The organism is Flavobacterium sp. 140616W15, assembly GCF_003668995.1.
Taxonomy (GTDB): Bacteria; Bacteroidota; Bacteroidia; order Flavobacteriales; family Flavobacteriaceae; genus Flavobacterium.
Genome location: NZ_CP033068.1, coordinates 1,629,214 through 1,643,602, shown reverse-complemented (window position 1 = coordinate 1,643,602; position 14,389 = coordinate 1,629,214). Strand labels below are relative to the sequence as shown.

Annotated in this window: 12 protein-coding genes and 1 riboswitch; of the genes, 11 read left to right on the top strand and 1 reads right to left on the bottom strand. The window is 32.6% G+C overall.

Translation table 11 applies throughout. The annotated features are described in order from the left end of the window. The first annotated feature begins 15 nt into the window (after positions 1 to 15). The 6 genes from EAG11_RS07025 (at position 16) to EAG11_RS07000 (ending at position 6,079) form a co-directional block, all read left to right on the top strand. Positions 16 to 1,440 carry an L-dopachrome tautomerase-related protein gene (locus EAG11_RS07025; protein ID WP_129538553.1) on the top strand — a complete coding sequence of 475 codons (1,425 nt, stop codon included), beginning with the start codon at positions 16 to 18 and terminating at the stop codon, positions 1,438 to 1,440. 37 nt (positions 1,441 to 1,477) lie between these two features. Beyond that, positions 1,478 to 1,834 carry a hypothetical protein gene (locus tag EAG11_RS07020; protein WP_129538552.1) on the top strand — a complete coding sequence of 119 codons (357 nt, stop codon included), beginning with the start codon at positions 1,478 to 1,480 and terminating at the stop codon, positions 1,832 to 1,834. Between the two features lie 133 nt (positions 1,835 to 1,967). After that, on the top strand, positions 1,968 to 2,918 hold the full coding sequence (locus EAG11_RS07015; protein WP_129538551.1) for a polysaccharide deacetylase family protein: 951 nt from the start codon (positions 1,968 to 1,970) through the stop codon (positions 2,916 to 2,918). A gap of 12 nt (positions 2,919 to 2,930) precedes the next feature. Next, the gene (locus tag EAG11_RS07010) at positions 2,931 to 3,944 is read left to right on the top strand and encodes a zinc-binding alcohol dehydrogenase family protein (RefSeq protein ID WP_129538550.1); all 1,014 of its coding nucleotides are present in this window, start codon (positions 2,931 to 2,933) and stop codon (positions 3,942 to 3,944) included. 230 nt (positions 3,945 to 4,174) lie between these two features. Next, on the top strand, positions 4,175 to 5,035 hold the full coding sequence (locus tag EAG11_RS07005) for a hypothetical protein (protein ID WP_129538549.1): 861 nt from the start codon (positions 4,175 to 4,177) through the stop codon (positions 5,033 to 5,035). Positions 5,036 to 5,257: 222 nt separating this feature from the next. After that, entirely contained in the window at positions 5,258 to 6,079 is an 822-nt protein-coding gene (locus EAG11_RS07000) for an alpha/beta hydrolase family protein (RefSeq protein ID WP_129538548.1), read from the top strand. A gap of 130 nt (positions 6,080 to 6,209) precedes the next feature. On the opposite strand, the gene EAG11_RS06995 is transcribed toward EAG11_RS07000, so the two are convergent. Then, the gene (locus EAG11_RS06995) at positions 6,210 to 6,569 is read right to left on the bottom strand and encodes a DUF1810 domain-containing protein (RefSeq protein WP_371414629.1); all 360 of its coding nucleotides are present in this window, start codon (positions 6,567 to 6,569) and stop codon (positions 6,210 to 6,212) included. 453 nt (positions 6,570 to 7,022) lie between these two features. Further along, positions 7,023 to 7,232, top strand: a riboswitch (cobalamin riboswitch). A gap of 116 nt (positions 7,233 to 7,348) precedes the next feature. Here EAG11_RS06995 and EAG11_RS06990 point away from each other — a divergent pair. The 5 genes from EAG11_RS06990 to EAG11_RS06970 all read left to right on the top strand — a co-directional run bounded on the left by EAG11_RS06990 (position 7,349) and on the right by EAG11_RS06970 (position 14,355). Continuing rightward, the gene (locus tag EAG11_RS06990; protein WP_129538547.1) at positions 7,349 to 9,397 is read left to right on the top strand and encodes a TonB-dependent receptor; all 2,049 of its coding nucleotides are present in this window, start codon (positions 7,349 to 7,351) and stop codon (positions 9,395 to 9,397) included. Then, positions 9,394 to 10,539, top strand: a complete 1,146-nt coding sequence (locus tag EAG11_RS06985) for a YncE family protein (protein WP_129538546.1) — start codon at positions 9,394 to 9,396, stop codon at positions 10,537 to 10,539. Before EAG11_RS06990 ends, EAG11_RS06985 begins: the two co-directional genes overlap by 4 nt. 10 nt (positions 10,540 to 10,549) lie before the next feature. Beyond that, complete coding sequence (locus EAG11_RS06980; protein ID WP_129538545.1) at positions 10,550 to 11,845, top strand: cell surface protein; 1,296 nt, start codon at positions 10,550 to 10,552, stop codon at positions 11,843 to 11,845. A gap of 175 nt (positions 11,846 to 12,020) precedes the next feature. Next, entirely contained in the window at positions 12,021 to 13,121 is a 1,101-nt protein-coding gene (locus EAG11_RS06975; protein WP_129538544.1) for a cell surface protein, read from the top strand. Between the two features lie 7 nt (positions 13,122 to 13,128). Continuing rightward, the gene (locus tag EAG11_RS06970; RefSeq protein WP_129538543.1) at positions 13,129 to 14,355 is read left to right on the top strand and encodes a hypothetical protein; all 1,227 of its coding nucleotides are present in this window, start codon (positions 13,129 to 13,131) and stop codon (positions 14,353 to 14,355) included. Positions 14,356 to 14,389 lie beyond the last annotated feature (34 nt).

The window sequence follows — 14,389 nt, the reverse complement described above, 5'->3', positions numbered from 1 at the left end:
TTAAATAAATATAAAATGATAAAATTAAAATTAGCAATACTACTAGTAGTTGTTGTAATGACTTCACATACAAACACAACAACAGCACAAAATCTCAAAGAAATACAACATATTAAGTTTGATGACTTGGGATGGGAGCAATTGGGAAATAAATTGCAACGCAAATATGTATATGGTGAACAAGGAATGTTAGCCTTGTTTAAGATGGATAAAGGTGCAAAAGTACCACTACACCAACATCCTAACGAACAAACATCTTACATAATAAAAGGCAGTGTAAAAGTAACTATGCAAGGCAAAGATTATATTGTTAAAGCTGGAGAAGTACTTATAATTCCGGGCAATATACCGCATCAGTTTGAATGTCTAGAAGATGGAACACTTGATATTGATTTTTTTGCTCCTCCACGTAAAGATTGGATAGATGGTACCGCTAGTTACTTTGGTGATACAAATAAAACGAATAACAATCTTGAAGTAGTAGCTGCGATGGATGTACGTCCTGGTGATGTTGCTGTATCGGCTGAAGGTCGTGTTTTTGCAACAATACATCCATTAGGAAGTCAAAAAATACAATTGGTAGAAATTATAAACGGGAAAGCAATTCCATATCCTTCAAATATTTATCAAAAAAATGGAGCAAAGGCCAATGATGCTCAATTTGATGCTATGCTGGGCTTAATTTTTGATAAAAACAATCAATTATGGGTTATTGATATGGGACTGGAATTAGGAAAAACAAGGCTTTGGGCTTTTGATATCAATAAAAATAAAGTAATTCAAAAAATTGAATTGCCTTCGTCCGTAGCTCCAAAAGGCACATTTACTCAGGATGTAGCTATAGATGAAAAGAATAATTTTGCTTATTTGGCTGATATTGCTAATCCAGGAATTATTGTATTGAATTTAAAAACAAAAAAAGCACGCAGGTTTAGTGATCATACTTCATTGCAAGCTGAAGATAAAAACATGATTATTAAAGGTAAAATAGCATATTTTGGCGGAAAACCAGCTCGTGTAGCTATTGATCCGATTACGCTTTCTAGTGATAGAGAAACTATATTTTTTGGAGCAATGAATGGTAATTCATGGTACAAAGTACCTGCAAAATTATTAAGAGAAGGAAAGAGCCATAGTATAATTGGAAGCTCAATTATAAAAGTAGGAAATAAACCATTTAGTGATGGAGCAATTACAGATGCAAATGGAAATCATTATTTTACTAACTTGCAGGAGCATGCAATTACAAAATTGGATGCAACAGGCAAATTAACCAATATCATACGAGATAATGATAAGTTATTATGGCCTGATAATGTTTATCAAGGTCCTGATGGCTGGTTGTACATTTCGGTAAATCAACTTGATAGTTCTCCTGCATTTACAGGAGCTAAGGATGAAGGCAAACCGCCTTATTATATTTATCGTTTTAAGCAGTAAATAGATTATTTTAATCAATTAATACTTAAAGAAAGCTATGTTTACATTCTTCAAAATTTCTGTTTATACAGCTGTAGCAGCTATGTTTATATTGAGTTTAATTACACTTAGTGATATTTTTATCCATAGTAATCAATTCCGTTTTTATGTTTTGACAGTTATAACAGCAATAATTTTTTTTGGCATTGGTCTTACAGGAATTATTGTCTATAAAAATTTTAAAAATATCTACCAATATATTTCAAAAGATGAAGAGCAGAATTTAGCAAGAGTGTCTGTTCGAAAATTGCTATTAATTTTTGGACTTATGGCAATAGCAATTACGTTATTTACATGTTCACTTTGCATGGGATTATTAGAGAGAATGAACAGCGGGACTGCCTTGTTTGGGTAGAAAAAAACATTTATTTTATTGACCTATTTCGAGTGATTTAATCTAATCGAAATTTACAACTATTCAATGACTTCTTACAAAGATACAGGCATTGAACTGCGCTAACTTTGTCTAAAATTTAAACCTATAAAATATGATTTCAACTTATTTTAAAACAATAGTAACATTAACTTTTACGATGTTATTTTTATTATCTAATGCACAAGTTAAAAAAGAGACTAATGCTAAAAATTGGCCAAATGGCGCACAACTAGTAATTTCTGTATCTATGCAATTTGAGACAGGAGGCCAGCCTGAAGGCGCCGAAAGTCCTTTTTCAGGAAACCCATTACCAAAAGGGCAGCCTGATTTGCCTGCAGAAAGTTGGTTTCGATATGGAGCAAATGAAGGTATATACAGAATGTTAGATCTGTGGAAGAAATACAATATTAAAGTTACTTCGCACGTAGTAGGAGAGGCTGCTGTAAAATATCCTGAAATCACTAAAGCTATTGCTGAAGGCGGTCATGAAATTGCTGCTCACGGAATGTCCTGGAATAATCAATGGAATATGAATTATGCAGATGAACTGGCATTTGTAAAAAAAGGAATTGATACCGTTGCAGCTATTACAGGTAAAAGGGGAGTTGGATATAATGCAAACTGGTTACGTAGAAGTCCTAATACGCTAAAAGTATTGCAAGAGCTTGGCTTTTTGTATCATATTGATGATTTAAGTCGAGATGAACCATTTATCACCAAAGTAAATGGTAAAAATTTTGTAGTAATGCCATACACATTGCGCAATAATGATATTGTAAATGTAGAAGGGAAACATTGGAGCCCTGATCAGTTCCTCGTACAATTAAAAATGGAGTTTGATCAACTTTATGTAGAAGGTGTAGCTAAACGAAGAATGATGTCTATTAGTTTTCATGACAGAATAGGCGGAACACCTGCAATGGTTAATGCTATGGATAGCTTTATTAAATATGCAAAAAACAAAAAGGGAGTTGTATTTATGAGAAAAGATGACATTGCCAAAATGGTTCAAAATGATCCCAAAACACCCATTGATAATGCTGAAGAAAAATATAATAAATAATACTATAAAAAGATGAAAGCAATAGGATTTAAAACCTCATTACCACTAACAGTGCAAGATAGTTTTATTGAATTTGAAGCTGTTAAACCAATACCTGAAGCAAATGATTTATTGGTAAAAATTAATGCCATATCTGTAAATCCTGTCGATTTTAAAATTCGCCAAAACAGTGCTGTAAATACTGTTTTAGAATCTCCAAAAATTATTGGTTGGGATGCTGTAGGTGTAGTTGAAGCTGTTGGCGAAAGGGTAAACTTATTTAAAGTAGGAGACGAAGTATATTATGCTGGAGATATTACCAAACAAGGTAGTAATGCAGAGTATCAAATTATAGATGAGCGTATTGTAGGCAGTAAACCTAAAGCACTTACTAACACAGAAGCTGCCGTTATACCGTTAACTGGTTTGACAGCTTGGGAAATACTTTTTGACCGCATTCGTATTAATCCTGAAAAAGACAAAGGCAAAACAGTCTTAATAATTGGTGGGGCTGGTGGAGTAGGTTCTATTGCGATTCAGTTAGCTAAAAAAATAGCAGGTTTAACTGTTATCGCTACTGCTTCCCGCCCAGAAACTATTGATTGGTGTAAAAAACAAGGAGCCGATCATGTGGTTAATCATAAGGACTTAATTTCTTCGGTTAGAGAATTAGGATTCCAATATGTTGATTTTATTCTCGATTTTGTAGATACAAATTCTTATTGGGATATTATGGTAGAACTCATTAAACCTCAAGGACATATTGCCTCAATTACTGGTAGCAGTGATCCAATAGCTTTAAATAAACTAAAAAACAAAAGCGCTTCGTTTTCATGGGAACTAATGTATACACGTTCTATGTTTCAAACTGAAGACATGCATGAGCAACATATTATTCTCAATAAAATTGCTGATTTATTAGATAATGGGACACTCAAAACAACCTTAAATGAAACGCTATCTGGTTTTACAGCAGATAATTTAAAAAAAGCACACCAACTCCTGGAATCTGGAAAAACAATTGGTAAAATTGCTATTAAATTTTAAATAAAAAAGAAAAAAATACTTCTGATGATAAGTAGATAAAGCTTGTATTTGTCTGTCATTAAAGCAATTTTTATATAGGATTTAAAATAAAAAATATTTATTTTTATGCTATCAATTTATCTACAGCTACTATTTTTTAAGCATTTGTATACATGGCTATTGTGTTGCTTAGAAACTATGTAAGATGTTTTTAAATTGAGTTTAGTTCTTAAATTTTAATTTTAAAAAAAATGAAAAAAAATATTTTAAAGAATATTATCTTTTTTGTAATTCTTTTTTGCAATGTGATAACAGTATTTGCTCAAGATAAAGTTGATACTGTTGTCATGCTCAATGGAGAAAAAAGAGAAGGAAAAGTTATTTCGGTAAAAGAGGATGCTATTAAATTTGCCTACAAAGGGGAAACTCTTGAATATGAGTTTAAAAAATCTGAAATAAATGAAATTGTATTTGCAAGTGGCAGAACAGAAGTAATAAATAAAGGTACAAATACTGAAGTTGTATCTTCGGGAGTTACATCAACAGGCAGAAAAGGAAAAATAGCCATATTGCCTTTTGAATTTATATCTAATGATACTTCTCTAAATGCCAATGCAATGGCGGAGCAATTACAAGCAGATAGTTATCTTTCTATAAAAGAAAACACCAACGGATTGGAATTGCAGGATCCTATTACAACAAATAGCCTTTTAGCAAAGAATAATATCTCACTTGCTAATTTGAAATCCATAAGTCCAAAAGAGATGGCTACATTGCTAGGAGTTGAAAATGTAGTGTATGGAATTGCTAATGTAACTAATAAAGGAACCTCTTCTTACGGAAGTGGTGTTACAAGTTACAACGACAAAGAAACCCAAAATAAGGAGGGCAGAAAAGAAACAACCAAATCATCTGGTTCTGCATACAACTCTAATAATGCCACTACAATGATTAATTATGAAACTAAAATTAATCTGAATATTTTTAATGATAAAGGAGCAAATTTATATTCAGAATCAAGAAATTCTTTCGGAACTGGATTTGATGCTTATCATGCTACAATTAACTATTTAATAAAGCGTTGTCCTTTTGGACCTAAAGCAAAGCATTAAATCGTTTGTGCTCTATTAGAATTTTTATTTAGTTAATTCCTCATTATTACCCAATTTTCTCTACAGCCAAGTTCAGAATTCTTTTGTACAATTTACTATTAGGAATATGAACACTTAATTGGACTGTATACGTAAAGAAATAAATTTTTAATTCCTCAACATATGTAAACATTTTTGCTTTTTATATACCTGACTTTTGCCATGTAAATAAAAACTAAAAAAATGAAAACATTACTTACTACAGTTGCATTACTTGCATTATCGTTATCAATTTCTGCTCAAAAAATCATTCATAAGAATGTATATAGCAAAAAGATGAACAAGGAAATAGAAACTGTAATTATTACTCCAAAATTTGTAAATGGTGAAAAATACAAAACCATTTATATACTCCATGGTTATAGCGGCAATCCGGATAGAACCTACAAGCAAGATATCCCAGATCTTGTAACCAAATCTCAAAAATATAAAACTATTTATGTATTGCCCAATGGCAATTTTAATAGTTGGTATGTAGATAGTCCTGTTGATAAAACTTCTCAATATCAAACCTTTATTGGAAAAGAATTAGTTGATTATATCGATGCTAATTATCCAACGACACAAAATAGAAAATCTAGAGGAATCTTAGGATGGAGTATGGGTGGATATGGCGCAACAAATATCGGAATTGCATATCAAAATACTTTTTCAATAGTAGGTAGCACCTGTGGTGCATTGGATTTTAATCGATTTGGAGAAAGCTTCCACAATTATCAGGTGGATAAAGTTTTAGGTGAGTTTAAAAATTTACCAAAGCAATACCTAACATTTGATAAAACGAAACAGATGAAAGCGTCAAATCAGTTTTATATATTCGATTGCGGTACCGAAGATGCTCAAATGATAGCTATGAACAGAGATTTTCATAAACTCCTAATAAACGAAAAAATAGTACATCTTTATATTGAATCTCCAGGAGCACATGACACAGAATACTGGAGTAAAGCATTATCTAATCAGTTAGTATTATTTGAAAATTATTTTAATAATGCTAAAATGTAAGGATGAAGATTGTATTGTTTTGATGTATAAAAAATGATATGATTATATAAACTAAAAAAACACTACAGATTTGCGTGGGCAAATACGACGTAGTGTTTTTTTTGAGTAAATAATCTATTGTAATACTGCTTTATAACAGTGTAGTTGTTTCAATAGACGCCTCTATAATTGAATTAATAATGGACAAAGTAAGCGGGTCTTGTTCTCCTGAAAAGAAAGTATCTAATACTTCCTGAAAAATAGGATTACTATTTTCTACCAAAGTAAAAAGCGTCATCGAAGATCTCAATTTTCTAGCTTCTAATTCTCCTAGAATTGATTCAGCAGATTTCATTTTAAAAGTTAGTATTAACTCAGAAATCTCGATAAGATGTTTTCCTAGGATGGGATGCGCGACAAATTCAGCCGCTTCATTTAAATCTAGAATAGCATAGTATTTAGAAGTATCGCTAGTACCTAATCCTGCAATTTGAGGGAAGATAAACCACATCCAGTGGGTTTCTTTTTGCCCTTTTTTATTTCAGAAAGAGCAGTAAGATACAGATGGTTTTGTGCTTCTAAAAAGCGGATTAAATCTTTGTTTGTGTTTGGCATTATAATGTCTTGTTGGGTAAAAAAAGAGTGCAAAAATACTTAAAAATATAGGTAATTCCAAATCAAAGATACAGGTAATGTGTGTTTTATGACAAAGTAGTGTAATATCTTACTTTAATTACAGTATAAAATAACTTCAATTCTTAGTAACAATTTAACAGCAAAATAGGAGGGATTATAGCCTTATATTATCCCTTTATAATGCCATATATGCATTCACTATTTGAATTAAGAAACACAAGAAGCTTATTGTTTTAGCTAATTATAGATATGACATTATTTTTGATGATTTTATTGCAAAAATTATAATTTTATTAAATAACAATTATTTTTTATGAAGTATAGTTATATCTTTGCTTAAAATTTTGGTCTATTTTTTCTTATAATTTAAGTTAAAATAGTTAAAAGGGAATCAGGTGTAAATCCTGAACAGGCCCGCTACTGTAAGTTCTATATAAGTCTTTAAACGTTACTAATGTCACTGTTTGCTCAAGCAAATGGGAAGGCAGTTTTAAGGATAGAATAAGTCAGGAGACCTGCCAAAATCACATAGTTTAAAACTTTCGAGGAACAAAGTTGAAGAACAAGAAATTCACCCTATTATTCTATAATGGGCTTTTTTTCTTATGCTTCTGCATTATTATACCCCGATAAGTTTTTATAATTTATTTAGTGATGTATAATAAAAACAAAGTCCCTTTATTCGTTTTAACGTTATTTACTCCATTTTTGCTTTACTCTCAAGCATCTAATGATAGTATTCGTAAATTAAAAGAAGTAATTCTAAAAACTAAGCCTTATCAAGAAGTAATTCCTGTGCAAAGTCTTTCTGGAAAATTACTAGAAAACTTAGCTAGTCATAATGTTGCAGATGCACTACGCTATTTTGCAGGAACTCAAATTAAAGATTATGGAGGACTTGGAGGACTTAAAACTGTAGATGTCCGTAATATGGGAACACACCACGTAGGTGTTTTTTATGACGGCATACAACTAGGAAATGCACAAAACGGAGTCACTGATTTGGGTAAATACTCCTTAGATGACATGGAATCTCTTACCATGTACAACGGTCAAAAAAGCGAAATTTTTCAGTCAGCAAAAGACTTTGCAGCGGCTTCTACTATTTATTTAAGAACCAAACGGCCTGTTTTTGAAAATGGAAAAAAAACAAATCTATTGGTTCGATTTAAAACCATGTCTATAAATTATTTCAACCCGTCTTTTAGATGGGAACAAAAATTAAGTGACAAAGTAAGTATGAGCGTGAGTTCTGAATATATAAAATCTAATGGTGAATACAAATTTAGATACAAAAGAAACAATCAGGACGGTTCCGTAGCCTACGATACCACAGCCACAAGACATAATAGTGATATAGAAGCACTACGATTTGAATCAGGTCTTTACGGAAAAATGAAGAATGGATCTTGGGACGCTAAAGTATATTATTACGATTCGGATAGGGGAGCACCAGGAGCAATTGTCGAAAATAAGTTTTCTGATGGTTTTAGACAATATGATAAAAATTTCTTCGCACAAACCTCACTAATTAAAGATTTTTCGAAAAAATACAAATTTCAGGCTAAGGCAAAATATGCTTATGATTATACGCATTATGTTGCCAGAGATACTACGAATATATTAGGCGAAACAGTAACCGAAGGAGCACAATCGGACGATAGTTATTATCAGCAGGAAATATACTTCTCAGCTGTAAATATGTACAACATATTACCCACATGGGATGTTTCGTTATCTACCGATTTTCAATACAATAAACTTAATGCTACGAGAAAAGGCATACAGACTCAATTTTCTTTTCCGCAACGTTATACAGCATTATTTTCTTTGGCTAGTTCCTTTAGGCTAGGGCAGTTTAAAGCATTAGGTAGTGTTGTTGGTACTTATGTTCAGGAGGAAGTGCGATATAACGCTAAAGCTCCTGATAAAAAAGAGTTTACTCCTGCCTTATTTATAGGATATACCCCATTTAAAGACTACGATTTTAATTTAAGAGCATTTGCAAAACGCATTTTTAGAATGCCCACTTTTAATGATTTATACTATACTATGGTTGGGTCAAGTACTTTAAGACCCGAATATATGAACCAATATGATATTGGATTCACTTATAATTTGCCCATTGAGAATAGTTTCTTTGATAAAATATCTATTCAGGTAGATGGTTATTACACCAATACCAAAGATAAAATTGTAGCAGCTCCAACAGGAAATTTATTTCGTTGGATGATGACCAATATGGGACAGGTGAAAGGGAAGGGGATAGAATCGGTACTTAATGTGGGAATGCATATTGGCAAAGTAAACTTAGCTACCAATCTTACCTATACTTATTCAGAAAGCAGGGATTATACCAAATTTGCTGGACTGGAATTATCATCTTATGGAGATCAAATACCTTACACGCCTTGGCATAGTGGGTCTGGGATATTAAATGCTGATTATAAAACATGGAATTTCAACTACAGTTTTGTATATGTAGGAAAACGATATAACGGTAATGTAAACAATATTAAAATCAATGAAATTCAGCCTTGGTACACTCATGATCTAGCAGTACAAAAGTCTTTTACTTTAAGTAAATATTTGATAAAAGGAACAATAGAGCTAAACAATGTACTTAATCAGCAGTATGAGGTTATATACAATTATCCTATGCCAGGACGTACAATGAAATTTATAATCAGCATTGCGCTATGAAAAAGATAACTACACAATTAATTCTAGGTTTATTTATAGCCCTTTCTTTTACTTCTTGTAGAGAAGAAGAAACCATTTTTCCATCATCAGATAAAAGTGTTGCTGCACCAAGAAGTGACGGAAAGATAGAAGGTTTTTATCTCCTTAACGAAGGGAATATGGGGATGAACCGGGCAAGTATTGATATATTTAATTACAGAACCGGAAACTATACAACCGATATTTATTCTGAGAGAAACCCAACAGTTATAAAAGAATTGGGTGATGTAGGCAACGATATAAAAATATATGGCAATAAGGTTTATGCCGTAATCAATTGCTCAAATAAAGTTGAAATAATCGACAAATGGTCGGCAAAACGTATCAAAAAAATTGATATTCCTAATTGTCGTTATGTCGCTTTTTATAAAGACAAAGCCTATGTGAGTTCTTATTCAGGACCTGTAGCCATTGATCCTAATGCAGAGATTGGTTTTGTTGCAGAAATCGATACCACTTCATTAGAAATTAAACGCAAAGTAAATGTGGGCTATCAACCAGAGCAAATGGTGGTAAGTAACGGAAAATTATATGTTGCCAATTCAGGAGGTTACAGAGTCCCTAATTACGACAGAACAGTGTCTGTAATAGATCTTGAAACTTTTACTGAAATAAAAAAGATAGATGTAGGTATCAACCTTTATAGTATGCAAATAGACAGCCGAGGAGATATTTATGTGAGTTCCAGAGGAGATTATTACAATACACCATCAAACCTGTTTGTAATTGATACTAAAACAGATGAGAAAAAAATGCAACTCGATATTCCAGTTTTAGGAATGTGTTTAGTAGATGATTTACTCTATTTCTATAGCGTATCATGGAGCTATCTAACCAATAGTAATAAAGTAACCTACGGGATATTAGATACAAAAACCAAAAAGATAATTAGCGATAAGATAATTACAGATGGCACAGATAAACAAATAATGATTCCTTATGGATTACAGGTAAATCCCGAAACAAAAGAAATTTACATCACCGATGCACAGAATTATGTTGTAACAGGCTATATCTATTGCTTTACCCCAGAGGGAAAACTAAAATGGAAAACTACCGCGGGAAATATACCTGCCCATATTGCTTTTATAACCAAAAACTAAAATAGTAATTATGTATAATAAACCTTTAAAACATTTCCGAGCGTTATTCTTTATACTCGCGGCAGCATTGGTAACCAATTGCTCTAGTGGAGACGATGGTACAGATAACGGCAATCCACCAACAGGAGGTATTGCAAACAATGAGTATAATGCACAAAGAGCTACCATACTAGCAATAACTATAAATAGTACAGCAAGTACAAATGCAACATACAATTGGAGTATGACAAATGCTCCATCAGATAATTATTCTTTGGTAAATACCACAGCAAAAGAAGCCTTGTTTGTAGCTGCAGAAATTGGAACTTATGAATTATCAGTAATTATAAACGATAAGGGGACTACACAAACACAAAAAGTAAAAGTACATATAAGTAAAGAGGCTAAAGAATATAAAACCTTTATCGCCAAAGTATTTGATTTTAAACCAGCACCTGGGCAGTTTATTAATGATTTACCAGCTGCCAATGATGGAGAAACATTTGATAAAATTTTAACGAGAGCCAATTCCTATCTAACCAAGAAAAACGGAGATCTAATTTCACTTGGTGCATTTGGCGGTTATATCGTTTTTGGTTTTGATCATACAATTGTAAATGTGAAAGGCAAACGCGATTTTAGAGTGTTAGGAAATGCTTTTTGGGCAGACGCTAATCCTAATCCAGATGCAACCATGCGAGGTGGGAGCAGTGAGGCGGGAGTTATAATGGTGTCTTACGACAAAAATAAAAACGGACTTCCAGATGATGAATGGTACGAAATAGAAGGAGCAGGACATAAAATGGAAAAAACTATCAAGGATTATGAAATCACTTATTATAGACCAGATCCAAACAAAGTTCCTGTTCCTGGAGGTGGTACGGGAACAGTGCTTTTTACTGATGTAGAGTATATATTATGGAAAGACAATCAGGGGAAAACAGGTTATCTAGCACAAAACAATGCTTATAACCACTCACTAGACTATTGGCCAAAATGGCTTAAAGATCAAGATAAAATCACTTTTAAAGGTACAAGATTACCCGATAATGCCGTTGATGAAAGCGGCACAGGAAGTTATTTTGTTCAGTATGCGTTTTTATACGGATATGCTGATAATGCTCCTAATAATGACAATGACTCAGCAATAGATATTGATTGGGCTATAGATAAAAACGGAAATAAAATTCACCTTCCTGGAATTGATTTTGTGAAAGTTTACAATGGTCTCAATCAGCAAGCAGGATGGCTCGGAGAAACTTCTACCGAAATAATGGGAGCAACAGATTTGCACCTTTTAGGAGAAAATATTCCGACGAGACCATAAATTAAAAAGGATTTTAAATTAAAACTATAAAACCAGAACCCATGAAAAAAAAGTAACCCATTTATTATTCCTTGCCTTCTTAGTTATAGGATGCAGTAGTAGTGATGATGATACAAAATCAGAAGAAGGTATAAAACCAACAGAAATTACACTTCAAGAAAAACATGAAGTAGCTATGTTTAGTGTGCTCAATATAAATAGTAGTACAACAGTTAAAAATCCAAATTACGAATGGGTTTTAACAAAAAATCCGTTAAACAAAACTACAGATTCTATTGTCGGAAATTCTAAAGATTTAAGATTTATTGCCTTGTACTCAGGTGCCTATGAACTTACATTGAATGTTACTGCGGATGGAAAAAAAGGAAGTAAAAAAACGATTGTAAATGTAACCAATGACACTAAAAATTACAATCCATATATAACAAGCATTTTTGACTTTAATCCTGCCCCGGGTATGTTTGCGAACGATTTATATAAAGTTGGATTTACAAAAGATGATGTAGTACGAACTGCATTGGGTAGAATTAATGAAACCAGCGTAGGGTATCAGCTGGATTTGGGAGGTTTTGGAGGTTCTATTATTGTAGGTTTCGATCATACTGTTATCAATGCGCCAGGCGAAAGTGATTTTAAAGTATATGGAGGCGATTTAACGGATAAAGCTAATCCGCCAGCACCTGGATTAATATATGTTGCTTACGATAAAAATGGTAATGGAAAACCAGACGAAGATGAATGGTACGAGATCATAGGTAGCCAGCACACAAAAGAGAATACAATTAAAGATTTTAAAATTACCTATCATAAAAAAGCAGCAGGTGTACCTGTAGTAGTTGGAGGACCCAATGACATGTTTTCAGATCGTGAACACATCTTTTGCGAAAACAATCAATCTGAGACCTATTACATGCCAAGATCTAAAACCAAAAAAGAATATTATCCTTTATGGGCTAGTCAAAAAACAGTTACATATGAAGGAATAAAACTTAATGTAGATTTTGTTACTGCACGTCCGGGTCAAACTACATTATGGAATTATAACGCTCCAGAATGGGGATATGCAAATGCAGTAAATCCTGATATTGATATTGATTGGGCAGTTGATAAAAATGGAAATAAAGTAAATCTGCCGGGGATAAATTTTATAAAAATTGTGAACTGTGTTAGTGAACCAATGGGACTTTGTCATCAGCAATCATCAATGGCTACTAAATTTGCGGGTGCTGCAGATCTTCATTTATTAAAAAAATACAATTTAAAAAAAGTAAAATAATAAGAATATGAAAAAGTATTTAAAACATAGTCTATTACTCTTAGCTATTGGCATTTTTTATTGCTGTAGTAATGACGATTCTAAACAGGAAGAGTCCGAAACACAACCTGTAAAACAAGCTACACTCTCATTAAAATTAGCCTCAGATTTTAAAGTAAGCAGATATAATGTTGTAACTGTAGATCCAGAAGTGCTTATTGAAAATGGGGATAAAGAGCTTGCGCGATATAAATGGACTGTTAAAGTAACTGGTAGTGATGGAGTTGTTAAAGATTCTGTTATTGGAGACACTAAGACGTTACAATTTATTGCTCCTCAAGCGGCTGATTACGCAGTAGAACTAACGGTAACATTAGACAAATTAGTAAAACAAGCTTCAACCAAAGTTAAAGTTTCAGAAACAGGTAAAACCTACACTTCAAAAGCAGTATCCCTTATTGATTATTTACCTGCACCAAGCTATAATAATGACAATCTTGAATTTAATACTAAACCAGAAGTTATGGCACAAATTCAGTCTGATCTTATAGAAGGTAATGATATTGGATTAGGAACTTTTGGAGGATTTATAGTTACAGCATTTGACCATACAGTTATAAATGTACACGGGAAAAGGGATTTTACAGTTTTAATGAATGAAAACAGTGGCAGCTTAAAGTTTTCTCCTGTAAGCATACACGTTGCTTATGACGCCAATAAAAATGGGATTGCAGACGAAAATGAATGGTATGAAATTGCAGGTAGCGAGCATCATAAATCTACTACTGTCAAAAATTATGAAGTAACATATAACAAACCAAATCCAAGTAAACCAGCCGTAACAGGCACAAAAGATTGGCAGTTTGATAAAGAATATCTTAAATGGACAGATAATAAAAATACATCCAACTTTATTACAAAAACAAAAAAATGGAGGCGATATAATTATTATCCACAATGGTTGGGTGAATCTTATACACTAAAAGGAACAAAAATATACTTGCCTGTGAAAGATGTAAGCGATGGAGAAGGTACAACATTTAATGTTGGAACTTTCGAGTGGGGGTATGGTGGTATCAAAGATCCGTCAATAGATATTAGCTGGGCTGTAGATAATAATGGAAAGAAAGTTCACTTACCTGGAATTGATTTTGTTAAAGTATATGTTTCAACATTTGTAGAAGCAGGTGCTACAGACTTGGTAACCAGTCATTTTAAGCAAGCAGAGGATTTAAATTTTGCAAAAAGCAAATAATTAAATTTTCATATCCTAAAAAATATGCTATCGA

Coding starts and splice junctions, on each gene's coding strand:
- EAG11_RS07025 (WP_129538553.1), top strand. CDS start 16: ATGATAAAATTAAAATTAGCAATACTACTAGTAGTTGTTGTAATGACT.
- EAG11_RS07020 (WP_129538552.1), top strand. CDS start 1,478: ATGTTTACATTCTTCAAAATTTCTGTTTATACAGCTGTAGCAGCTATG.
- EAG11_RS07015 (WP_129538551.1), top strand. CDS start 1,968: ATGATTTCAACTTATTTTAAAACAATAGTAACATTAACTTTTACGATG.
- EAG11_RS07010 (WP_129538550.1), top strand. CDS start 2,931: ATGAAAGCAATAGGATTTAAAACCTCATTACCACTAACAGTGCAAGAT.
- EAG11_RS07005 (WP_129538549.1), top strand. CDS start 4,175: ATGAAAAAAAATATTTTAAAGAATATTATCTTTTTTGTAATTCTTTTT.
- EAG11_RS07000 (WP_129538548.1), top strand. CDS start 5,258: ATGAAAACATTACTTACTACAGTTGCATTACTTGCATTATCGTTATCA.
- EAG11_RS06995 (WP_371414629.1), bottom strand. CDS start 6,569: ATGTGGTTTATCTTCCCTCAAATTGCAGGATTAGGTACTAGCGATACT.
- EAG11_RS06990 (WP_129538547.1), top strand. CDS start 7,349: ATGTATAATAAAAACAAAGTCCCTTTATTCGTTTTAACGTTATTTACT.
- EAG11_RS06985 (WP_129538546.1), top strand. CDS start 9,394: ATGAAAAAGATAACTACACAATTAATTCTAGGTTTATTTATAGCCCTT.
- EAG11_RS06980 (WP_129538545.1), top strand. CDS start 10,550: ATGTATAATAAACCTTTAAAACATTTCCGAGCGTTATTCTTTATACTC.
- EAG11_RS06975 (WP_129538544.1), top strand. CDS start 12,021: ATGTTTAGTGTGCTCAATATAAATAGTAGTACAACAGTTAAAAATCCA.
- EAG11_RS06970 (WP_129538543.1), top strand. CDS start 13,129: ATGAAAAAGTATTTAAAACATAGTCTATTACTCTTAGCTATTGGCATT.